Source organism: Mycobacterium sp., assembly GCF_002863225.1.
GTDB lineage: Bacteria > Actinomycetota > Actinomycetes > Mycobacteriales > Mycobacteriaceae > Mycobacterium.
Map to the genome: position 1 here is coordinate 95,757 of NZ_PKEK01000049.1, position 20,776 is coordinate 116,532.

26 protein-coding genes, 1 tRNA gene and 1 other RNA gene are annotated in these 20,776 nt (G+C 68.5%); 11 read left to right on the plus strand and 17 right to left on the minus strand.

Annotated elements, in window-relative coordinates; all coding sequences use genetic code 11:
- Positions 1 to 44: 44 nt before the first annotated feature.
- Positions 45 to 1,436 (minus strand): wax ester/triacylglycerol synthase family O-acyltransferase, encoded by a 1,392-nt coding sequence (locus tag CYU59_RS15655; protein ID WP_292991193.1) that lies wholly within the window; start codon positions 1,434 to 1,436, stop codon positions 45 to 47.
- Between the two features lie 183 nt (positions 1,437 to 1,619).
- Between CYU59_RS15655 and panB the strand changes: the two genes are divergently transcribed.
- Together panB and CYU59_RS15665 are read left to right on the plus strand one after the other, a co-directional pair.
- The gene (panB, locus tag CYU59_RS15660) at positions 1,620 to 2,465 is read left to right on the plus strand and encodes a 3-methyl-2-oxobutanoate hydroxymethyltransferase (protein ID WP_292991195.1); all 846 of its coding nucleotides are present in this window, start codon (positions 1,620 to 1,622) and stop codon (positions 2,463 to 2,465) included.
- 43 nt (positions 2,466 to 2,508) lie between these two features.
- Positions 2,509 to 3,972 (plus strand): CYTH and CHAD domain-containing protein, encoded by a 1,464-nt coding sequence (locus CYU59_RS15665; RefSeq protein ID WP_292991197.1) that lies wholly within the window; start codon positions 2,509 to 2,511, stop codon positions 3,970 to 3,972.
- Positions 3,973 to 3,977: 5 nt separating this feature from the next.
- On the opposite strand, the gene rnpB is transcribed toward CYU59_RS15665, so the two are convergent.
- Positions 3,978 to 4,368, minus strand: an RNA gene (rnpB, locus tag CYU59_RS15670) — RNase P RNA component class A.
- A gap of 114 nt (positions 4,369 to 4,482) precedes the next feature.
- Between rnpB and CYU59_RS15675 the strand changes: the two genes are divergently transcribed.
- Entirely contained in the window at positions 4,483 to 5,199 is a 717-nt protein-coding gene (locus tag CYU59_RS15675) for a 2OG-Fe(II) oxygenase (RefSeq protein ID WP_292991199.1), read from the plus strand.
- On the opposite strand, the gene CYU59_RS15680 is transcribed toward CYU59_RS15675, so the two are convergent.
- A complete protein-coding gene (locus CYU59_RS15680) occupies positions 5,163 to 5,705 on the minus strand; it encodes an ATP-binding protein (RefSeq protein ID WP_292991201.1) in 543 nt (180 codons plus the stop codon). The genes CYU59_RS15675 and CYU59_RS15680 overlap by 37 nt on opposite strands.
- Before the next feature lie 49 nt (positions 5,706 to 5,754).
- Between CYU59_RS15680 and CYU59_RS15685 the strand changes: the two genes are divergently transcribed.
- On the plus strand, positions 5,755 to 5,916 hold the full coding sequence (locus CYU59_RS15685; protein WP_292991203.1) for a hypothetical protein: 162 nt from the start codon (positions 5,755 to 5,757) through the stop codon (positions 5,914 to 5,916).
- 127 nt (positions 5,917 to 6,043) lie between these two features.
- Here CYU59_RS15685 and CYU59_RS15690 read toward each other — a convergent pair whose 3' ends face one another.
- From CYU59_RS15690 to cobC, 5 genes are read right to left on the minus strand one after another with little or no spacing between them, the layout of a single operon-like run.
- Positions 6,044 to 6,934, minus strand: coding sequence for a DMT family transporter (locus CYU59_RS15690; protein ID WP_292991206.1), 891 nt, complete (start codon positions 6,932 to 6,934; stop codon positions 6,044 to 6,046).
- Between the two features lie 30 nt (positions 6,935 to 6,964).
- Positions 6,965 to 8,062 carry a bifunctional RNase H/acid phosphatase gene (locus CYU59_RS15695; RefSeq protein WP_292991209.1) on the minus strand — a complete coding sequence of 366 codons (1,098 nt, stop codon included), beginning with the start codon at positions 8,060 to 8,062 and terminating at the stop codon, positions 6,965 to 6,967.
- A complete protein-coding gene (locus CYU59_RS15700; RefSeq protein WP_292991212.1) occupies positions 8,059 to 8,793 on the minus strand; it encodes a zinc ribbon domain-containing protein in 735 nt (244 codons plus the stop codon). Before CYU59_RS15700 ends, CYU59_RS15695 begins: the two co-directional genes overlap by 4 nt.
- On the minus strand, positions 8,790 to 9,929 hold the full coding sequence (locus tag CYU59_RS15705; RefSeq protein ID WP_292991215.1) for a Nif3-like dinuclear metal center hexameric protein: 1,140 nt from the start codon (positions 9,927 to 9,929) through the stop codon (positions 8,790 to 8,792). The genes CYU59_RS15700 and CYU59_RS15705 overlap by 4 nt, the downstream gene beginning before the upstream one ends.
- Positions 9,926 to 10,972 (minus strand): Rv2231c family pyridoxal phosphate-dependent protein CobC, encoded by a 1,047-nt coding sequence (gene cobC / locus CYU59_RS15710; protein ID WP_292991217.1) that lies wholly within the window; start codon positions 10,970 to 10,972, stop codon positions 9,926 to 9,928. Before cobC ends, CYU59_RS15705 begins: the two co-directional genes overlap by 4 nt.
- Positions 10,973 to 11,056: 84 nt before the next feature.
- Between cobC and CYU59_RS15715 the strand changes: the two genes are divergently transcribed.
- Genes CYU59_RS15715 through CYU59_RS15725 form a run of 3 tightly spaced genes read left to right on the plus strand, consistent with a single transcriptional unit; the run spans position 11,057 to position 13,018 of the window.
- Positions 11,057 to 11,710 (plus strand): HAD-IA family hydrolase, encoded by a 654-nt coding sequence (locus tag CYU59_RS15715; protein ID WP_363114671.1) that lies wholly within the window; start codon positions 11,057 to 11,059, stop codon positions 11,708 to 11,710.
- Complete coding sequence (locus CYU59_RS15720) at positions 11,703 to 12,194, plus strand: low molecular weight protein-tyrosine-phosphatase (RefSeq protein ID WP_292991219.1); 492 nt, start codon at positions 11,703 to 11,705, stop codon at positions 12,192 to 12,194. Before CYU59_RS15715 ends, CYU59_RS15720 begins: the two co-directional genes overlap by 8 nt.
- Positions 12,194 to 13,018, plus strand: coding sequence for an SURF1 family protein (locus CYU59_RS15725; RefSeq protein WP_292991221.1), 825 nt, complete (start codon positions 12,194 to 12,196; stop codon positions 13,016 to 13,018). Before CYU59_RS15720 ends, CYU59_RS15725 begins: the two co-directional genes overlap by 1 nt.
- Here CYU59_RS15725 and CYU59_RS15730 read toward each other — a convergent pair.
- Positions 12,990 to 13,946: a cobalamin biosynthesis protein gene (locus tag CYU59_RS15730; RefSeq protein WP_292991223.1), complete on the minus strand. Its 957-nt coding sequence runs from the start codon at positions 13,944 to 13,946 to the stop codon at positions 12,990 to 12,992. The genes CYU59_RS15725 and CYU59_RS15730 overlap by 29 nt on opposite strands.
- A 63-nt stretch (positions 13,947 to 14,009) precedes the next feature.
- On the opposite strand from CYU59_RS15730, the gene CYU59_RS15735 reads away from it, so the two are divergent.
- On the plus strand, positions 14,010 to 14,825 hold the full coding sequence (locus tag CYU59_RS15735) for an oxygenase MpaB family protein (protein ID WP_292991225.1): 816 nt from the start codon (positions 14,010 to 14,012) through the stop codon (positions 14,823 to 14,825).
- A gap of 3 nt (positions 14,826 to 14,828) precedes the next feature.
- On the opposite strand, the gene CYU59_RS15740 is transcribed toward CYU59_RS15735, so the two are convergent.
- Positions 14,829 to 14,978: a hypothetical protein gene (locus CYU59_RS15740; RefSeq protein WP_292991227.1), complete on the minus strand. Its 150-nt coding sequence runs from the start codon at positions 14,976 to 14,978 to the stop codon at positions 14,829 to 14,831.
- A 125-nt stretch (positions 14,979 to 15,103) separates the two neighbouring features.
- Between CYU59_RS15740 and CYU59_RS15745 the strand changes: the two genes are divergently transcribed.
- Positions 15,104 to 15,505: a VOC family protein gene (locus CYU59_RS15745; RefSeq protein ID WP_292991229.1), complete on the plus strand. Its 402-nt coding sequence runs from the start codon at positions 15,104 to 15,106 to the stop codon at positions 15,503 to 15,505.
- 1 nt (position 15,506) lies between these two features.
- Complete coding sequence (locus CYU59_RS15750) at positions 15,507 to 16,511, plus strand: zinc-binding dehydrogenase (RefSeq protein WP_292991231.1); 1,005 nt, start codon at positions 15,507 to 15,509, stop codon at positions 16,509 to 16,511.
- 9 nt (positions 16,512 to 16,520) lie between these two features.
- On the opposite strand, the gene CYU59_RS15755 is transcribed toward CYU59_RS15750, so the two are convergent.
- Complete coding sequence (locus CYU59_RS15755) at positions 16,521 to 17,312, minus strand: hypothetical protein (protein ID WP_292991233.1); 792 nt, start codon at positions 17,310 to 17,312, stop codon at positions 16,521 to 16,523.
- A 106-nt stretch (positions 17,313 to 17,418) separates the two neighbouring features.
- A complete protein-coding gene (locus CYU59_RS15760; protein WP_292991235.1) occupies positions 17,419 to 17,706 on the minus strand; it encodes a hypothetical protein in 288 nt (95 codons plus the stop codon).
- Between the two features lie 120 nt (positions 17,707 to 17,826).
- Between CYU59_RS15760 and CYU59_RS15765 the strand changes: the two genes are divergently transcribed.
- Positions 17,827 to 18,222, plus strand: coding sequence for a lipocalin-like domain-containing protein (locus CYU59_RS15765; RefSeq protein ID WP_292991386.1), 396 nt, complete (start codon positions 17,827 to 17,829; stop codon positions 18,220 to 18,222).
- Here the strand turns inward: CYU59_RS15765 and CYU59_RS15770 are convergent.
- From CYU59_RS15770 to CYU59_RS15790, 5 genes are all read right to left on the minus strand, one after another.
- On the minus strand, positions 18,219 to 19,019 hold the full coding sequence (locus CYU59_RS15770; RefSeq protein WP_292991237.1) for a thioesterase family protein: 801 nt from the start codon (positions 19,017 to 19,019) through the stop codon (positions 18,219 to 18,221). The two genes, CYU59_RS15765 and CYU59_RS15770, sit on opposite strands and share 4 nt — an antisense overlap.
- Positions 19,020 to 19,038: 19 nt before the next feature.
- Positions 19,039 to 19,113: transfer RNA gene (locus CYU59_RS15775), tRNA-Val, on the minus strand.
- A 56-nt stretch (positions 19,114 to 19,169) separates the two neighbouring features.
- Complete coding sequence (locus CYU59_RS15780) at positions 19,170 to 19,631, minus strand: peroxiredoxin (RefSeq protein ID WP_292991239.1); 462 nt, start codon at positions 19,629 to 19,631, stop codon at positions 19,170 to 19,172.
- Complete coding sequence (locus CYU59_RS15785) at positions 19,631 to 20,056, minus strand: DUF3052 domain-containing protein (RefSeq protein WP_292991241.1); 426 nt, start codon at positions 20,054 to 20,056, stop codon at positions 19,631 to 19,633. The genes CYU59_RS15780 and CYU59_RS15785 overlap by 1 nt, the downstream gene beginning before the upstream one ends.
- 95 nt (positions 20,057 to 20,151) lie before the next feature.
- On the minus strand, positions 20,152 to 20,724 hold the full coding sequence (locus CYU59_RS15790; protein ID WP_292991243.1) for a hypothetical protein: 573 nt from the start codon (positions 20,722 to 20,724) through the stop codon (positions 20,152 to 20,154).
- Positions 20,725 to 20,776 lie beyond the last annotated feature (52 nt).

Sequence of the window (20,776 nt, forward strand, 5' to 3'; positions counted from 1 at the left end):
ACATGCTGCCATGCGCCGATGCGGCGCCCAGGGCACTGGGGCGGCTAATGCGTCGCGAGCAGCAGTTCTTCCATGCCGACGGCGAAATCGTCGGCCAGCTCCCACAGGTCGGGCAACAGCTCCGGGCAGGCGATGATCCCGACGTCGAGTTTGCCGGTCAGCGACATCACGGTGATATTGAGCCCGGAGCCCTGGAAGATCGGCCCCAGCGGATACATCGCCTTGACCTCACCGCCCAGGAAATACAGCGGCACCTGGGGCCCGGGCACGTTGGACACCACCAGATTGTGCACCGGGATCCGCTTGGTGAGGCTGGTCCGCGCGTAGGCCCGCATTGCCACGCCGAACACCGCGGGCGCGGCGAACTGTGACCAGTCCTGCAGCAACGAGGCTTTGATTGCCGAACTATGTTGCTTGGCAACCGAATTGGCGTCAGCGATGGCCCTGATCCGCTCGGCCGGGTCGGCGATGTGGGTCTGCAGGCTGGAGAACATGCCCGAAACCTGGTTGCGCCCAGGCCGATCCGACTTGCCGTGCACGGACACCGGCACCATCGCCACCAGCGACGAGTCCGGTAGTTCGCCGCGGTCCATTAGGAATTGGCGCAGCACACCGGAGACCAGCGCCATCACCACGTCATTGACCTTGACGTTGAAGTGGTCCTTGACCTTCTTGATGTCCCCGAGGTCGAGCTGCGCGTAGGCGATGTTGCGGTTCGAGGTGATGCTGTCGTTGAACGCGGTCCGCGGCGCCGCGAACGGCGGTGCCATCGTCTGGCCGCTGCGCGCCCGCAACACCGTCTTGACCACGGTCGATGCGGTGTCGGACAGCGCGTTGGCGAGGCGGATCGGCCGGGCCGCGAATTTCAGCGCGCCGGTCACCGCGATCTCGAGGTCGTTGGCGCCCCCGACACCGTCGACCGGGTCCGGCGCGGGCGCGTCCGCCTCGGTGCTGCACAGCTGCGACATCAGGTTGGCGCCGGTCACGCCGTCGACCGCGGCGTGGTGCACCTTGGTCATGACCGCCAGCCGACCGCCCTGCTGAGCGTCGGTGCCCGCGACGCCTTCGATGACCCACATCTCCCAGAGCGGACGGGTGCGGTCCAGCGGCAGTGACGCGATGTGGCCGCAGATCTCGGCCAGCTCGTTGCGCCCACCCGGTGGCGGCAAGCCGATCCGGTGCAGATGGCGGGCGACTTCAAAGTTGTTGTCGTCCACCCAGACCGGGTGGTCCAGGTTGAATACGCTGTCGGCCAGCTTCTCGCGGAACTGCGGCATCGCCTTGACCCGCAGCGCCAGTTCGTCACGTAACCGGTCGAAGGTGTATCCGCCCGGCATCGTCGAGGTGTCGACCTCCAGAATCGAGCAGACGTGCAACGGCTGCGCAGGGGTTTCGAGATACAGGAAACTGGCGTCGAGTCCGCTGAGGCGCTGCATGGGCCGATGGTATGTCCGCCGCCAAGGGGCGGCACCGGAATCGCGCGATGGGCAGTGGTGTGAGGAAATCCACTGGGCCTGCTATCCACCCGATGGGCCTGAAGTGGCACACTGGTCGGGTCAGACGAACCCGGGGACCCGGATGGGCCTCGAGGATCGAAACGACCACCACTAGGGACAATGATGTCTGAACAGACTGTTTATGGCGCCCACGCTTCCTCGAACACCGCTCCGCGGGCCAAGACCCGCGTCCACCACCTGCAGAAGATGAAGGCCGAAGGCCACAAGTGGGCCATGCTCACGGCCTACGACTACTCGACCGCGCGCGTCTTCGACGACGCCGGCATCCCGGTGCTGCTGGTCGGCGATTCTGCAGCCAACGTCGTCTACGGCTACGACACGACCGTTCCGGTGTCGGTCGACGAACTCATTCCGCTGGTTCGTGGGGTTGTCCGCGGGGCGCCGCACGCGCTGGTCGTCGCGGATCTGCCGTTCGGCAGCTACGAAGCCGGCCCCGCCGCCGCGCTGGACGTCGCGATCCGCTTCATGAAGGAAGCCGGCGCGCACGCGGTCAAGCTGGAGGGCGGCGAGCGGGTAGCCCCGCAGATCGCCGCGCTGTCCGCGGCCGGCATTCCGGTGATGGCCCACATCGGCTTCACCCCGCAGAGCGTCAACTCCCTGGGCGGTTTCCGGGTGCAGGGCCGCGGCGACGCCGCCGAGCAGACCATCCATGACGCGATCGCGGTCGCCGAGGCCGGTGCGTTCGCCGTTGTCATGGAGATGGTGCCGGCCGAGTTGGCCACCCAGATCACCGGCAAGTTGACCATCCCCACCGTCGGGATCGGCGCCGGCCGCAACTGCGATGCCCAGGTCCTGGTGTGGCAGGACATGGCCGGGCTCACCAGCGGCAAGACTGCCAAGTTCGTCAAGCGGTTCGGCGATGTCGGTGGCGAATTGCAGCGCGCGGCAACGCAATACGCCAACGAGGTGGCGTCCGGGGAGTTCCCCGACGACGAGCACAGCTTCTGATCCGCCGGTTTGGCGGACGCCGCCGCGTGGCACAGTGACGGCAATGTCCGCCGAAGGCCCGTCTCGCCACCTCGAAGTCGAGCGCAAGTATGACGTCGACGCCTCGACGCGGCCGCCCTCCTTCGACGGGCTCGCCGGGGTCGGCCGGGTGGCACGGTCGGGGACGCAAACGCTGGATGCCGTCTACTTCGACACCGCTGGGCGTGACTTGGCGTCCAACCGGATCACGCTGCGCCGCCGTACCGGCGGTCCCGACGCGGGCTGGCATCTGAAACTGCCGGCGGGCGACGGGGCCCGGACCGAAGTGCGGGCGCCGCTGGACGGTGACCAACCACCGGGCGCACTGCTGGACGTCGTGCTGGCGGTCGTGCGCGATCGCCCGGTGCAGCCGGTGGCCCGGATCAGCACCATCCGTCAGGTCCACGTGCTCCACGGCACCGACGACGCCGTCGTCGCCGAGTTCTGCGACGACAGGGTCACCGCCGGGCGCGGTCCCGATGGTGAACTCGCCCAACAACGCTGGCGTGAATGGGAAGTCGAGCTCGTCGGCGACGGCTCCGACACCGATCTGCTGGAACGGGTCGGTGAGCGGCTGTTCGACGCGGGCGCGAAACCGGCCGGTCACGGCTCGAAGCTCGCGCGGGTGCTGGAGACGGCTGTGCCGAAGCTGCCGGCCGATCCCCTGCACCGGGCGCTGGCCGAACAGATCGACGAGCTGCTGGCGTGGGACCGCGCGGTACGCGCGGATGCCGACGACGCCGTCCACCAGATGCGGGTGACGGCCCGCAAGATCCGCAGCCTGCTTCAGGCCTCGCCGGAGTCGTTCGGGCTCACCAAAGACGCGCCGGTGATCGACGAGCTGCGCGAGCTGGGCAACGTGCTGGGGGTCGCCCGCGACGCCGAGGTACTGGCCGATCGTTATCGCAGCGCCCTCGACGACGTGCCGCCGGAGCTGATCCGCGGGCCGATCCGCGAGCGGCTGGTCGGCGGCGCGGAACAGCGCTACCGGACCGGCCTGCGGCATGCGTTGGCGGCCATGCGCTTACCGCGCTATTTCCGGCTGCTCGATGCGCTCGACGCGCTGATCGCGCAGCCTCCGTCGGCCGGCCGGAAGTCGGCGCCGGCGACCGTTGCCAGTGCGGGTAAGAAAGTACGCAAGGCCGCGAAAGCGGCCCGGCAGGCACCCGGTGGCGCCGACCGTGACGACGCCATCCACCGAATCCGCAAGCGGGCCAAGCGGCTTCGCTACACCGCCGATGCCACCGGCAACGGCAAGGTGTCCGCCAGGGCCAAGAAGCTGCAGTCAGTGCTCGGGGATCATCAGGACAGCGTGGTCAGCCGTGAGCATCTCCGCGAACAGGCCGACACCGCCCACGCCGCCGGCGAGGACACCTTCACCTACGGATTGCTCTATCAGCGCGAGGGCGATGTCGCGGCCGAGAGCCGGCGGCAGCTGGAGCCGACGCTGAGCAAGCTCCTCAAAGCGGTACGCAAGCTGTCGCGCTGACAGGGCGGGCGAGTTGGCCTGTAAGCCGGATTCTGTCCCGTGTCGATGACACGGCGGCGACCATCCATCTGGACACACCGTTGCCGGGTGCCTCGAGCGGTCTACCCGCAGGCTCGGGCGAGCAGCCCTCAGGCGCCTGCGCGACCACACCGTAGTGCGGCCTTCTTGACCTTGCTTCGGGTGGGGTTTGCCTAGCCACTCCGGTCGCCCGGAATGCTGGTGCGCTCTTACCGCACCGTTTCACCCTTACCACCTTGATAAGTGGCGGTTTGTTTTCTGTGGCACTTTCCCGCGAGTCACCTCGGATTGCCGTTAGCAATCACCCTGCTCTGCGAAGTCCGGACTTTCCTCGACAGGAGCTGCATGAGCCCCAGCCGCGGCCGCCCGGCCAACTCGTCCGCGCTAACACCGTACTCGCTGCGGAATCCGCAGGCCAACGGCTTTCACCCGCCCTCACATCCCGGCCGTCCCTATCGTCTACAGGTTGAGGGCGAAGGAGGGCCGCAGCTGATGCCGACGGATCGATGGTCGAAGCGTGTCGAAAGCGGCGACTGGGAGGCGATCGCCGCATCCGTCGACGACTTCGGCGGGGCGTTGCTGCCGCGACTGCTGACCGTCGCCGAGGCGCGCCGGATCCGCGCCACATTCGACTCCGACGAGCTGTTCCGGTCCACCGTCGACATGGGTCCACGCCGCTACGGCTCCGGTCGGTACCGCTACTTCCATGCCCCCTACCCGGAGCCGATCGAGCAGCTCAAGCAGGCGCTGTATCCACGACTGTTGCCGATCGCCCGGAACTGGTGGGGCAAGCTGGGCCGCGAAGCGCCGTGGCCGGACACCCTCGACGAGTGGCTGCAGCTGTGTCACGCCGCCGGCCAGAACCGGTCGACGGCCCTGATGCTGAAATACCAGACCGGTGACTGGAACGCACTTCACCGAGACCTCTACGGCGACTTGGTGTTTCCGCTGCAAGTGGTGATCGACCTCAGCGATCCTGGGAGCGAGTTCACCGGTGGGGAGTTCATGCTCGTCGAGCAGCGGGCCCGGGCCCAGTCACGCGGCACCGCAACGCAGTTGCCGCAGGGCCACGGTTACCTCTTCACCACCCGGGACCGGCCGGTGCCCTCGGCGCGGGGATGGTCGGCCGCGGCGGTGCGGCACGGCTTGTCCGTGGTCCGATCCGGCGAGCGTTACGCGCTCGGGCTGATCTTCCACGACGCCGCCTGAGGCGCCGGCCGGCGAGACCGCCCGCCGCTTCCGGCGAAGGTGTCCGCGGGCCCGATGCGCGCCCACACCGTCTTGCCGCTGGGTGCCGGCGTATTGCCCCAGCGCCCACAGAGCGACGAGACGATGTCCAGACCACCGGGGCAGCGCCCGGCCGGGCGTTCCCGTCGAACCGCCGAGGCACGGCTGGAATCGGAGACCGCGACGACCAGTTCGTTGCCGGCGCCTTCCAGCCGAAGGTCGAATCCGCCGCCGGTGTGGCTCAGCGCGTTCTCGGCGAAAACGGTTGTCACAGTGCAGGCAACCGGAATCTTGTCGCGCATCGACCAGGCCACCAGGTGCTCGTGCACGGAGATCAGGGCGGCGTTCACGCTGGCGGGGTGGGCGTCGAACGACTCGCGGACGCGGTGGCGGTAGCGGCGCGTTCCGTCTCCGATTGCCGCGGCCGCTGCGGGAACATCGGCGTAGACGGGGACATAATCCGAAAGATCCGCCAGTCGGGCGCGCACGGCGGTCACCGGAGACGAGGGCGATGGGTACTTCGGGCCACTGCTTGACGTGCCAGCGGGCGCTGGTGAACACCACCCAGGCGCCGTCATCGCCGCCGTCGAGACCGTTGACGTCGACGATCACCGGCGCGGCTGCGTCGACGGCGACGTTGATCACCGCGTCCCGCACCTGCTGATAGGTCCGGTCGTTCAGCGTCCCGGCCAGGCGTAGAACGACGACACCGCGGCGCACCTCGGTCATACTTCTCAACATCATCCTTGGCCACTTTCTGACGCGAAGGAGGACTCCGGGGCCTGAGCATACCCATGGATTGTGGTCTCGTAAGGGCATTTCTCGCTTACGGAACAGACGTGTCGGCCGCCCCACCGGGAGAAGCCGAGTCGCGGCCGAGCGCGATCGTCGCCGCGGTCATGGCGGCGACCGCGACCGCCAGGACAACGGCACCGGCACCTCGCACCACCAGATGCTCGCCCAGGATCACCACACCCAGCAACACCGCCACGACGGGCTCGCCGACCAACATGATCGGCACCGATGCCTGCAGTGCGCCGGCATGAAATGCCGACTGCTGCAAGACAGTCACCGTCACGGCAAGCGCCACCAACAGATACGGCGCCGGCACCGTCAGCAACCCGTGCCAGCCGTGCACGGCGAGCCGGTGTGTACTGACCTTCGTCAAGACCGCGACCATGCCCAGCAGCACCGCGACGGCGCTGGCCAACAACATCGCGCGACGCCGACCGGTCGCGCGGCGGGCGGCCAGCACGCAGACGAGCACGACCGGCACCGAGGTGCCGAGCGCCACGCTCCACGCCGGCACCGGTGCCCGGTAGTGGCCCTCGCGGGGCTGGCCCACCAGAACGAAAATCGTGAGCGCTGCCGTCAGCAGCAGCGCCCAGCCCCAATCACGAAGCGGCACACGTTGATTGGAGAACCGTGCGCTCAGTGGCAAGACGAACAGCAGCGACGACACCAGCAGTGGCTGCACCAGCAGCAGCGAGCCGTGGGCCAACGCCACCGCCTGGAACACGTACCCGCCGATCGCGCCGACGGTTCCCAACCACCACGCCGGCTGGCGCACCCACGACGTGACGATCGGACCCCCGGCCGCTTCGGCGTCGGCTCCCATCTGGATGGCCCGTTGCCGCACGACAATCCCGATTGCCGCGAAAAGCGCTGCCAGCATTGCGGATACGATGGCCAGGACGTGCGACGCTAACCACTGCACGATTGGCCAACTACCCGGATGACGGCGATCTCAACCTAAATACCCGGTCTGGTTGACCAGCCGAACCGACGACGCGCCGTCGGGATAGAACTCGGCGATGCTCAGCGACGCCAGGTCCAGATGCAGCCGGTAGAGAATGCCCGGTCCGGCGTCGAGTGCCTCGCGCAGCAGCATCTTGATCGGTGTCACGTGCGAAACCAGCAACACCGTGCTGCCGGCGTGGTCGCCGACGATGCGGTCCCGTGCGCCCATGACCCGTCGATTGACGTCATCGAAGCTCTCGCCATCGGGGGGTTTGGTGCTGGTGTCGCGCAACCACCGGCGATGCAGCTCGGGATCACGGTCGGCCGCCTCCGAAAACGTCAGACCTTCCCACTCGCCGAAGTCGGTCTCGATCAGATCGTCATCGACCGTCACGTCCAGACCCAGCCGCTTGGCGGCCGCGGCCGCGGTGTCCTGGCAGCGTTGCAGGGGTGAGCTGACCACTGCCGCGACTCCCCCGCGCGAGCCCAGGAAGGCGGCGGCCGCCTCGGCCTGCTGCCGGCCCAACGTGGTCAGTGGCGGATTGCCGCGGCCCGAATAGCGTCGCTGCACCGACGATTCGGTCTGGCCGTGGCGGAGCAACAGCAGCCGGGTGGCCGCGCCGGTCGCACCGGTCCACCCGGGCGGTGCGGCCGTCTCGCCGGCGACGGGCGTCGCGGATGCGTCCGATCGTGACGGGAGTTCGGCCGCAGCATCCATCGCCTCGTTCGCCAGCCGGTCGGCGTGCGCGTTCTCGGCCCGCGGAATCCACTGGTAGGTAACGCGATCGAATGCCGAGGCCAGCCCGCGAGCCTGCGCGTGCAGCTCGGCCAGGTCGGGATGCTTGACCTTCCAGCGTCCGGACATCTGCTCGACCACCAGCTTGGAGTCCATTGCCACCGCGACCTCGCCGGCGTTCAGCTTCGCGGCCTCTTCCAAACCAGCTATCAGACCGCGGTATTCGGCGACGTTGTTAGTGGCCACCCCGATCGCCTGTTTGCTCTCGGCCAGCACGACCGACCGGTCAGCGCTCCACACCACCGACCCGTAACCGGCCGGCCCCGGGTTGCCCCGCGATCCACCGTCGGCCTCGACAACGACCTTCACCGGTTGACGCCCTTGATCCGCAACAGGATTGCGCCGCATTCCGGGCAGCGCAACACCTCGTCGTCAGCGGCGGCCGAGATCCGGGCCAGCTCGCCGCGGTCGATCTCGATACGGCACGCCCCGCAGCGGCCGCCCTGCAGCAGCCCCGCCCCGGGGCCACCGCCGGAGCGCTGCCGCTCGTAGAGCGCCAGCAGGTCCGGAGCCAGCTCGGCGGTGATTTCCGCGCGCCGCGAGGCGTGCACCCGGCGATGGTGGTCGATGTCGGCGATGGTGGTGTCCAACGCCTGCTGCTTGCCGGCCAATTCGGCCTTCAGCCCGTCGATGACGGCCAACTCCGCGTCCCGCTGGTTCTGCAGCTGCTCGCGGTGTTCCATCACCTCGATCAGGGAGTCCTCCAGGCTGGATTGGCGGCGCTCCAGCGTCTCCAACTCGTGCTGTAGTTCCGAGAGCTGTTTGGAATCGGCCACGGTCTGCAGCAGCGACCGGTCCCGATCCTCGCGCTGGCGCACCCCGTCGATCTCCGACTCGAAGCGCGAGACCTGAATATCCAAGTCTCCCAACGTAATCTGCAGTGCCCCCAGCCGATCGTCGGCGGCGATCTGTTCGCCGTGGATCCGCTCGATGTCGGCGCGCTCGGGCAGGTGAGCGGCGCGATGTTTCATCTTGGCCAGTTCCGCGTCGAGCTCCACGACCTCGAGCAGTGAGCGCTGCTGTGCAACTTCGGCTTTCATGCGTCCTCTCGCCCGTCAGCGTGGTCGACGTTCCAGGGGTCGGTGCGGATCGGGCATGTTTCGACAGCGAGCGCGGCGCCGAATGCCGACCGCAGCACATCGGCAGCCTGTTCGCACCAGGGGAATTCGCTGGCCCAGTGCGCGACGTCGATCAGCGCGACATCGGAGGCGCGGCGATGCTCGTCGGCAGGGTGGTGACGCAGGTCCGCCGTCACATAGGCCTGCACGTCGGCGGCCGCCGCAGCACCCAGCAGTGAATCACCGGCACCGCCACACACCGCGACACGTGAGACGATCGCCGTCGGATCGCCCGCCGCACGCACTCCCCACGACGTCTGCGGTAAGCCCTTCCTGACCCGGGCGACGAACGCGCTCAACGGTTCTGGCTGCGGCAGCGCACCGACCCGGCCCAGCCCGACGCCGGTGGGCAGCGGCTCCAGTGCGACAACGTCGAACGCCGGCTCCTCATACGGGTGTGCCGCACGCATCGCCGCCAGCACCTGTTGCCGCACCCCGGTGGACGCGACGAACTCGACCCGGTCCTCGACCACCCGTTCCACCGCGCCGACGCTGCCGACCGCCGGCTGGGCGCCGCTCTCGGGCAAGAACTGACCGGTGCCGGTCACGCTCCAGTCGCAGTGCGAATAATTGCCGATGCGCCCGGCGCCGGCCGCAAAGACCGCCGAGCGCAGCGCATCCGCCTGCTCCGGCGGTACGAAAACGACCCACTTGTCCAGAGCTTGCCGCGACGGAGCGGGCTCCAGGACACCGTCGACGGTCAACCCGAGCGCGTGCGCCAACGCATCGGAGACGCCCGGTGACGCCGAATCGGCGTTGGTGTGTGCGGTGAACAGCGAACGCCCAGTACGGATCAGCCGGTGGATCAGCGCCCCTTTGGCGGTGTCGGCGGCCACGGTGTCGACCCCGCGCAACAGCAGCGGGTGGTGCGCCAGCAGCAGACCGCCGTCGGGAACCGCGTCGACCACCGCTGCGGTCGCGTCGACCGCGATGGTCACCGAGCTCAGTGCGTCGTCGGGATCGCCGCAGACCAGGCCGACCGAATCCCACGACTGCGCCAGCCCGGGCGGGTAGGCCGCGTCGAGCGCCTCGATGACCGTGCCCAACCGAACCGTCATCGACCCAACCCGCTCTCGGCGATCGCAGCAACCAGCACCGGCCACTCCGGCCGCACCGCGGCGCGCAGATACTGTCCGTCCAGACCCACGAACGTGTCGCAACGCCGTACTGCAATTCCTTTGCTGTGCAGATGTTTTCGCAGCAACGCCGCGTCGTCGACGGCGAACATCACGAACGGTGCGTCGCCATCGACGGTGTCGATCCCGACGGATCGCAAGCCGGCCACCATCTCGGCGCGCATCGCGGCCAGCTCGCGGGCGCCGGCTTCGGCTTCGGCGATCGCCGCAGGCGCGCAGCACGCGGCGATGGCGGTCAGCTGCAACGTTCCCAGCGGCCAGTGCGGACGGGTGGCGGTCAGCCGGGCCAGCACCTCCGGCGCACCCAGCGCGTAACCCACCCGCAGCCCCGCCAGCGACCAGGTCTTGGTCAGGCTGCGCAGCACCACGACGTCGGGCAGACGCATGGCGGCCAGCGATTCCGGCTCGCCGGGGACGGCGTCGGCGAACGCCTCGTCCACCACCACGATGCGACCGGACCGCCTAAGGGCGAGGACCTGCTCGCGACCGTGCAGGACCGACGTCGGGTTGGTCGGGTTGCCAACCACCGCGAGATCGGCCGAGTCGGGCACCCGCGCGCCGTCCAGCCTGAACGGCGGAGCCAGCACCACGTGCTGCACCGGCACCCCGGCCGCCTGCAGGGCTGCGTCCGGTTCGGTGAACGACGGAGCGATCAGCGCGGCGAGCGCCGGGCGCAAGTTCGCCAGCAGGGCGAATCCCTCGGCGGCGCCGGCAAGCAACGCGACCTCGTCGACGGGACGGCCGTGCCGGGCCGCGACGGCCTCGCGCGCCGCCTGCTCGTCGTCGGCAGCTGGGTATCGCCCCAGGTCGCAAAGCCGAGCCGCCAACCGGTCCATCAGCCAGGCGGGCGGTTGCGCGTGGCGGACGTTGACGGCGAAATCCAGCATGCCGGGTTCGGCGGCCTGATCGCCGTGATAGCGCGCCGCCGCGAGCGGAATCGACGCGCTCGAACCCAGACTCGCCACATCTGAAACAGTAACGACCGCGCCGCGCAGCCGGGTATCCGGACACGATCGCCGGTGCGCGCCGGCATCGAGGACAATGGCAACGTGACAGGCGCGGCCCCGGCGGCATTGGTGATCTTCGATCTCGACGGCACCCTCACGGACTCCGCGGACGGCATCGTCTCCAGCTTCCGCCACGCGCTCGGCGAGATCGGGGCCGAGGTCCCCGAGGGCGATCTGGCCAGCAAGATCGTCGGGCCGCCGATGCACCACACCTTCGAAGCCATGGGCCTGGGCCGCCACGCCGACGCGGCCATCGCCGCGTACCGCGCCGACTACACCACCCGGGGTTGGGCCATCAACAGCCTCTTCGAGGGGATCGCACCGCTGCTCGCTGATCTGCGCACCGCCGGCGTGCGCCTCGCGGTGGCCACCTCCAAGGCCGAGCCCACCGCGAAACGCATCCTGGAGCACTTCGGCCTCGACGGACACTTCGACGTCATCGCCGGCGCCAGCGTCGACGGCGCCCGAGCCGCCAAAGCGGATGTGCTGGCGCACGCGCTGGCGCAACTGCGTCCGCTGCCCGAACGGGTCTTGATGGTCGGCGACCGTCGCCATGACGTCGAGGGCGCGGCCGCCCACGGCATCGACGCGGTGGTGGTCGGCTGGGGGTACGGCCGGGCCGACTTCGCCGACGCCCCCAGCGGCGCCGTCCATGTCGAGACGGTCGACGAACTGCGGAGGGCCTTGGGTGTCTGAACAGCTGCACGTCACGTTTGTCTGCACCGGCAACATCTGCCGATCGCCGATGGCGGAGAAGATGTTCGCCCATCAGATCAGCGAACGCGGTCTGGCCGACGCGGTGCGGGTCAGCAGCGCCGGAACGGCCGGCTGGCACATCGGCAACCCGGCCGACGACCGGGCCAATCGGGTGCTGCGCGCGCACGGTTACCCGACAGATCACAGCGCCGCGCAGGTCGACGACGAGCACATCAACGCCGACCTGGTGATTGCGCTGGCACGTAACCACGTCCCGCTGCTTCAGCAGTTGGGTGTCGACTCCGACCGGATCCGGATGCTGCGGTCGTTCGATCCCCGCTCCGGCGCTTACGTTCTCGACGTCGACGACCCCTACTACGGCGACAACCGCGATTTCGAGATCACCTTTGCAGCGATCGAGGCGGCGCTGCCCGGCCTGCACACCTGGGTCGACGAGCAACTGGCCCCGGACGGCGGTGGCTGATGCGCCGCTTGGCCTTTCTGCTGCGGCCGGGCTGGATCGCGCTGGCCGTCGTGGTGATCGCGTTCACCTACCTGTGCTTCAGCGTGCTGGCGCCGTGGCAGCTCGGCAAGAACACCAGGACGTCGCGGGCCAACGACCAGATCCAGCATTCGCTGGCGACCGACCCGGTGCCACTGAAAACAATCCTGCCGCAACAGGATTCGACCGCCGCCGACAGTGAGTGGCGCAGAGTGTCGGCGACCGGACATTACCTGGTGGACAAGCAGGTGGTGGCCAGGCTGCGGGTCGCCGAGGGCGATCAGGCGATGGAAGTGCTGCTGCCGTTCGTCGTCGACGGCGGGCCCACCGTGCTGGTCGACCGCGGTTACGTTCGGCCACTACCCGGTTCGCGGGTGCCGCCGGTCGCCACGCCACCGCGCGGAACGGTGAGCATCACGGCTCGCCTGCGCGACTCCGAAGGTCCGCTGGCGGACAAGAAGTCCTTCGTCAGCGACGGTGTGCGCCAGGTGTATTCGATCGACACCAGCGAGATCGCGACGCTGGTCGCCACTCCACTGGCCGGGCCCTACCTGCAACTCGTCGACGGTCAGCCCGGCGGGCTCGGGGTGGTCGCCCTACCCCACCTGGACTCGGGACCGTTCCTGTCCTACGGCATCCAGTGGATCACGTTCGGCGTCATCGCGCCGATCCTGCTGGGCTACTTCGTCTATGCCGAGGTCCAGGCCCGCCGCGCCGACAAGGTGCGGACCGCTCAGCCCACCGAAACGCCGGCACCGCAGACCGTCGAGGACAAACTCACCGACCGCTACGGCCGCCGACGCTGAGGCCGACGCAGGCCACTACCAACGCGGCCGTCTGCACCGCACGCGAAAGCCGTACGGCGCGTTCCACATCGACGACCGTCGGCGTCCGGCCCACGCCGAGAGCGGGCCGAATCTGCAGCTGGTAGTGATACTGCGTGGGCCCCCCGAGCTGCACGCCCAGCGCCCCGGCGAACGCAGCCTCGACCACGCCGGCATTCGGGCTGGGATGGCGCCCCGCGTCGCGGCGCCACGCCGTCACCGCACCCAACGGCGAACCGCCGACGAGCGGCGCACACAAAACCGTCAGCGCCGCCGTCGCACGCGCGGCCGGGTAGTTGGCCGCATCATCGGTTCGCGCTGCCGCCCAACCGAACCGGGCATAGCGCGGCGAGCGGTGGCCGATCATCGCGTCCAGGGTGTTGACGGCCCGGTACCCCAGGACCCCGGGCACTCCGGCGACGGCGGCCCACAGCAGCGGCGCAACCTGTGCGTCCGAGGTGTTCTCGGCCACCGACTCGACCGTCGCCCGGGCCAGGCCCGCAGCGTCCAGCGTTGCCGGATCCCGCCCGCACAGCGACGGCAGCAGCCGGCGGGCGCCGTCGAGGTCGTCGCGGCGCAGCACAGCGCCCATGGCCGATCCGACGCGCGCCAGCGAGGTTCCGCCCAGCGCCACCCAGGTCGCCACCGCGGTGGCCGCGACCGCCCTGACGCCACCGCGGCCGAGTCGCCGCTGCAACGCGGCGCCGGCCACGACCACCGTGGCGATCAGCGTGGTGGCATGAACGCTGCCCGCAACCCGGCTGTCGCGATAGGTGATCCGCTCCAGCGATCCCGCCGCAGTGCCGAATCCCGCCACCGGGTGAGCCACCCGCGGATCGGCCAACAGGGCGTCGGCCAGATACCCCACCAGCACTCCCGCGACCCGGGTACGCCGCGTGGTGCCAAACACTCCGGCAGCGTCTCACACGTGGTCTACTCGGCTGATGCGGCCTCGCGGCAAGGAACGTGCTCGATGAAGCGCCACGTCACCCGGGTCGCCGACCTGCTCAATCCCGCAGCCACGTTGCTGCCGGCCGCGAACGTGATCATGCAACTGTCGCTGCCCGGGGTCGGCTACGGCGTCCTGGAAAGCCCCGTCGACAGCGGCAACGTCTACAAGCACCCCTTCAAGCGGGCCCGGACCACGGGGACGTACCTGGCCGTCGCGACCATCGGCACCGACTCCGACCGCGCACTGATCCGCGCTGCCGTCGACACCGCGCACCGCCAGGTTCGCTCGACAGCGTCAAGCCCGGTGTCCTACAACGCATTCGACCCGGGATTGCAGTTGTGGGTGGCCGCCTGCCTGTATCGCTATTTCGTCGACCAGCACGAGTTCCTGCACGGGCCGCTCGACGAGGAGACCGCGGACGCGGTGTATCAGGACGCCAAGAAGCTGGGCACCACGTTGCAGGTCCGCGAGTCGATGTGGCCGCCGGACCGGGTGGCGTTCGCCGATTATTGGAAACGATCGTTGGAAGACCTGAACATCGATCCCCCGGTTCGCGACCACCTGCACGGGGTCGCGGCGTTGATTTTCCTGCCCTGGCCGCTGGCCACGCTGGCCGGACCCTTCAATCTCTTCGCGACGACGGGTTTTCTGCCTCCGGAGTTCCGCACCTTGATGCGGTTGGGGTGGTCAGAATCCCAGCAGCGACGATTCGAATGGTTGCTGTCGGCCCTCCGGGTGGCCGACCGCCTGATTCCACATCAGACGTGGATCATCGGCTATCGGCTCTACCTGTGGGACATGCGCTTGCGCGCCCGCCTGGGTTGGCGGGTGGTGTGAGCCCTAGATGGTGATGGTGAGGGCCACCATGCCGATGAGGCCCACGATGGCCAACCAGAACCACGGCTGCGACCAGACGGGTCCGGTGTTGGCGTCGAAATCCTTGGGCAGAACGTCCGAGTCGGCCCGGTCGGGAGTCAGCTGCGAAGTCATGTACCAAGCATGACTAATTAGGCAGACGAAGTAAATGTGGCGCTCGCCACTCCGGGATTTACGGTGAGACCTACGTCACACCCAGAATCACGGCTGGACAGAACCTCGACAGAAAGGAGCGCGTGATGGCTTTCCCGGCACTCAACCACATCGCGCTGACCGTCCGCGACATGGCCGTCAGCGGTCCCTGGTACCGCCAACTGTTCGGCGCCGATCCGGTGATCGACGAACACACGGCCGCCGGATTCCGGCACCAGGTGTGGATGCTCGACGGCGGCACCTTGCTCGGGCTGCACCAACACGAACACCCGGCGCCCGACGGACGCTTCAGCGAATTTCGCCTCGGACTCGACCATGTCGGCTTCGGCTGCGCCAGCCGGGCCGAACTCGAGACCTGGATGGACCGACTCGGCGAACTCCGCATCCAGCACGGGGGAATCGTCGACGCCCCCTACGGTTCCGGCTTGAGCTTCCGCGATCCCGACGGCATCGCGCTGGAGTTCTTCGCACTCCCGGAAGGTGAGTGACGTGCGCGCGGTCGTCATCACCAAGCACGGTCCCCCGTCGGTGCTCCAGGTGCAGGACCGGCCGGATCCGCCGCCGCCCGCGGCCGGTCAGGTGCGGATCGCGGTGCGCGCGTCGGGTGTGAACTTCGCCGACCACCTGGCGCGGGTCGGCCTGTATCCGGATGCGCCCAAGGTGCCGTGCGTCGTCGGCTACGAGGTTGCCGGGACCATCGAGGCGGTCGGTGACGGCGTCGACGCGGCGCGGGTGGGCCGGCGGGTGCTGGCCGGGACCCGCTTCGGCGGATACGCCGAAATTGTCAATGCTGACGCCAAAGACACTGTCCCACTGCCGGATTCGATGAGCTTCGAGCAGGGCGCCGCGGTCCCGGTCAACTACGCGACCGCGTGGGCGGCGCTGCTCGGCTACGGCTCGCTGCGGGCCGGTGAACAGGTGCTGGTGCACGCCGCCGCCGGCGGCGTCGGCATCGCGGCGATCCAGCTGGCCAAGGCCTCCGGTGCGATCGTGCACGGCACCGCGTCGCCCGGCAAACACGCGCAGCTGGCCGCCCTGGGCATCGACAAAGCCATCGACTACCGCCGCGACGGCTGGTGGAACGGCCTCGGTCCGTACGACATGGTGCTCGACGGGCTGGGTGGTACGTCGCTGAAGCGGTCGTTCGGGCTGCTGCGCCCGGGTGGACGCCTTGTGGCGTACGGCCTTTCGGCGCTGCAGCAGGGCGAGAAACGCTCGCTGCTGCGCGCGGCGCCGCAGGCGCTGGCGATGTTGCGCGGGCTCAGCCTGATCTCACAGATCAGCGACTCCAAGACCGTCGTCGGCATCAACATGCTGCGGCTGTGGGACGACCGCGGCACGCTGGAACCCTGGATCGGACCGCTGTCGGCGGCACTGACCGACGGCACCGCGTCGCCGGTCGTGCACGCTGCGGTGCCCTTCGCCGATGCGCCTGAGGCACACCGCATCCTGACCGCGCGCGAGAACGTCGGCAAGGTCGTCCTGGTGCCCTGAAACCTGGGGTCACGAAACCGGCTGGGACAGCACGGCGACCACCTGCTGCAACGGGTCCGGGGTCGTTGACACTTCACCCGCATACGGTTGTGCCAGTTGGAGGATCAGCGCGAGGTTGGTGGCGACGATGACGGCGACGATCGCCACCATCGGGTAATGCAGGATCGGATTCTCGACGCCGTAGACGATCGCGATGCCGAGGACCATCGTGCTTGTCAGGAAGATGACAAACCAGAGCGACCACGGCACTCCGGCGTCTTCGCGGGCGGTGAGCAGTCGCACGGTGCGCGCCTGGCTGATCTTGTCGAGGTTGGAGAACGACGTCGAGAGCAGGGTCTTCTGGGCGTCGGTCTTCGTGGCTATCCCGTCGTAGGCCTTGCCGAGACGCGTCAGGGCGGCGTCGGTGTCCGTCGAACGTCCACTCTCGGCGTGGGGCCACTCGGCAATCGCGGCCCGTTCGTAGGCCAGCAGACTCTGCCGGATGCGGTCTCGGTCGGGCGCATCGAACACGCCCGCGTCCCTTGCCATTTGCACTGCCGCAGCGCCTTCAGCGCGTGCGTAGCCATCTGCGACGTTGTTCTGTCCCCACAGCGAGTTGACGACGAATCCGATGAAGAACGCGTAGAAGAACCCGATGAAGCCGTACAGGAACTTGGTTCCTTCGTTGTGCGCGTCACCCTTGAGCGACGGGAAGCGCCGGCGGACGTACCGCTGAACCGACGCCGCTCCGCCCGCGATGACCACGATGAGGCCGACAAGCAATGCCCCGGAAGGGATATGGCTCACCATCCACGAACTCATGAGCAGCTCTCCCTCGAACGGTTCGGCGGCCAACCGAATGTGCGCCGTTCGACTCTAGGTCGTGCTGGTCACCCGGCGTCGGCGAACGCCACCATCCCCCGGCGCGCTACTCAGAATCGAGGCGCTGGGCCACCCGGGCCAGTGCCTCGTCGATGACCTCGACTTTCTCGCCGCGACGCTCGTTGGCCGGCTGTGCCGCACCGCGAGATCCCTCGGCCGCTACGCGGACCGCGCCTTGGCGCCGCAGCAGGCTGAAGTTCTTCTCGCGCGCGGTCCTGAGCCGGTGTTGCAAATCCTTCAGCTGCTGTTCGTCCATCCGGTCGAGAGCGTCGGGATGGCTCTCGTCGATCAAAGAACTTTCCTGCGGGGTCAGATTCACGTGGTGGTTGCTCACCGTAGATTCATAGCCTGCGCCGACCCCACCGGCCCCGGCGCACGCTGAACCGTCACGCAGGGGCCATCTCGGGTTCACGTGGCCCGCCCGAATGACGGCCCGGCACCGCCGACGGCAAGGATGGACATCGTGACGCTACGAGAATCGGTGCTCGGCGCCTGGGAATTGGTGTCCTTCGTTGCCCGGAACACCGCCACCGGAGAGGATCGTCAACCGCTCGGCAGCGCGCCGCGCGGCTTGATCCTCTACACCGCCGACGGTCATATGTCGGCTCAGCTCGCCGACTCGGAGATGAACGGCTTCATCTCCTACGGTGGACGATTCTCGGTCGACGAGGAGACCTCGACGCTGCATCACGAAGTCACCATCTCGATGATGCCGGAGCTGTTGGCGCAGCCGCAGTTTCGCCACGCCGAGGTCGACGGCGACAGACTCACCCTGTCGGCCAGCCGCACCGACGACGCCGGCGTGACGACGCACAGCCGGCTGCGCTGGCAGCGCCCGTCGCCGCGTTAGTCGCTCGCCCCGAGGAAGTGCGGATTGGCCGCGGCCGTCGTCACGCCGGTGCCGATCGGCCCGCGGGCGTCGAACAGGCTGGCGCTGCCCGTCGCGATTCCGGCGTCGCTGTAGTGCGTCAACGCCGCCAGCCCGATGAACGGGCCGTCGGGCAGCCGGCACAGCGTCAACGTGTAATCGGCGTTGATGAATCCCAGCCCCGCCTCGGAGAAACCGGTCATGGATGCGGTCACGTCGACCGCCATCGCCACCACCACGAAGGGCGACGGTTCCTCGTCGTCGACCAACGGATGGATGTGCCGAATCCATGCGTAGCGCGGGCCCATCCACTGCCAGGGATTGGCGCTGTCGTCTGAGTCGCGGCCATACGGCTTGATGAAAAGCGGTGCAGCATCGTCGAATTCCGCGGGCTCCGCGGGCACCGGCGGCATGGTGATCTGCGTCGTCCACGGGAGCACCGCGGGCTGGGCACTACGGCGAAGGAACAGTGTCGAGGCGCGGGCGACCACCTCTCCGTGCTGTGTCATGGTCGCGTCGATCGACTGATTTCGCCGACCGGTTCGGAGCACGTGCGAGCGGACCTCGACGGGCTCGGCGGCCACCCGGCGCAGGATGTCGACGGTGAAGCGGGCCGGCACCAAGTCCGGATCGGCTCGCTTGGACTCGACGCTTCTGGCCAACAACCCGCCCACCACATGCCCGCCCAGGGTTGGGCCCCACCCGCCGTGGGCGATCGGGTTGGGAACGAAGGAGTCGTGGTCGGACGTAAAGAAGGGGGTCGGCGCGAGGGAAGGCATGACGACGTTCTCCTCACGTTGGTGGGCGCGGACGGTATCGAACCGCCGACCGCTGGTGTGTAAAACCAGAGCTCTACCACTGAGCTACGCGCCCGTGCCGGGCAAAGATACCGTTCTGACCACTTGGCGCCCAAACCGCCGGAAAAACGCTCAGGCGTTCAGCGCCGCCAGCGCGTCGACCCACAGCCGCTGGTCACGAGCCTCACCGGGCTGCTTCATCTCGGCGAACCGGACCGTCCCGGACCGGTCGATGACGAAGGTGCCGCGGTTGGACACCCCGGCATCGTCGTTGAAGACGCCGTAGGCCTGACTGACCGCCCCGTGCGGCCAGAAATCCGACAGCACCGGGAACAGGAAGCCACTCTGATTGGCCCACACCTTGTGGGTGGGCGCCGGACCGACCGAGATCGCCAGCACAGCGCGGGCGTCGTTCTCGAAGTCGGGTAGATGATCGCGGATCTGGTCGAGTTCGCCTTGACAGATGCCGGTGAAGGCCAGCGGGAAAAAGACCAGCAGCACGTCTTTGACGCCGCGAAAGTCGCTGAGCGTGACCGGCTGCCGGTTCTGGTCGTGCAGCGTGAAGTCCGGCGCGGTGCTGCCGGCCGCCAGCATCAGCGCCGCCCGGCTGCTTTCGACTTCGGTTGCACCAAGCGGCTCGCGGCCCAGTCGCCGAGGTTGACCGACGAGGTCGGCATCAGGCCGGCGGTCGGGGCGGACTCCGCGATTTCGGCGGGCTGCACGTGGCCGGGCTTGCCGGTCTTGGGCGTCAGCACCCAGATCACTCCGTCGTCGGCCAGTGCGGCGATGGCGTCCATCAACGTGTCGACCAGGTCGCCGTCGTCGTCGCGCCACCACAGCAACACGACGTCGACAACCTCATCGGTGTCCTCGTCGAGTAACTCGCCGCCGCAGCCATCTTCGACATCGGCGCGGATGTCGTCGTCGACGTCCTCGTCCCAACCCCACTCCTGGACAGCCTGCCCTGATTGAATGCCCAGCTTGCTGGCAAAGCTCGGGGCGTCATCCGCGGCCACCAACGTGCGACCTCCTTGTCAAATTCGAGCGAGCGTCAAAGTACGCCGCGCGATGCGATTTATCGTCGCATAGCACGAAGCGTTGCACATCAGTCGAGTCAAAGGGACGCCCGGCAGCGCTTGACCGCCGCGGTCTTGGCGTCGTTGAGACGATTGACGCGCTGGTTGAATTGGTCGGTCCCGAAATGCGACCGGATCGCGTTGGCGACGTCGCGGGCCGCGTCGTTGTATGAGTTCAGGGCCTCACGAAGCTGCTGGGACAGCGGACCGTTGCTGTCGCCCTCGACCGTGTCGGCGCTGCGCGTCAGCGCGTCGATCGCGGGTTGCTCGGCACCGGAGGTATCCCCGCCGCGGTTGTAGGCCGCGACGAAGTCGTTGACCCGGTCGACAGCCTCTTTGCTACTGGTGACGAAACCCTCGCACACCTTGACGACGGCCTGGGTGGTCAGCGACTGCTGATGCCGCGACTCCCTGATGCTGGAGGTGACCGCTGAGGCCGACACCGACGCCGACACCGATGCCCGGTAAGCCGGTGCGATCGCGACGTCCGCGCCCGGGGAGCCGTCCGTGACGGTGGTGCACCCGACGACGGCGATCAGGACCGCGGCGACACATCCCGCCGCCCGCGCAGCAGCGGGCCATCCGGGCCAGCCGAGCCATCCGATCCGCACAGGTTCTGACGTTACCGGGTGCGGTCGACGGGTGTCGTCTGCCGCCGTCATC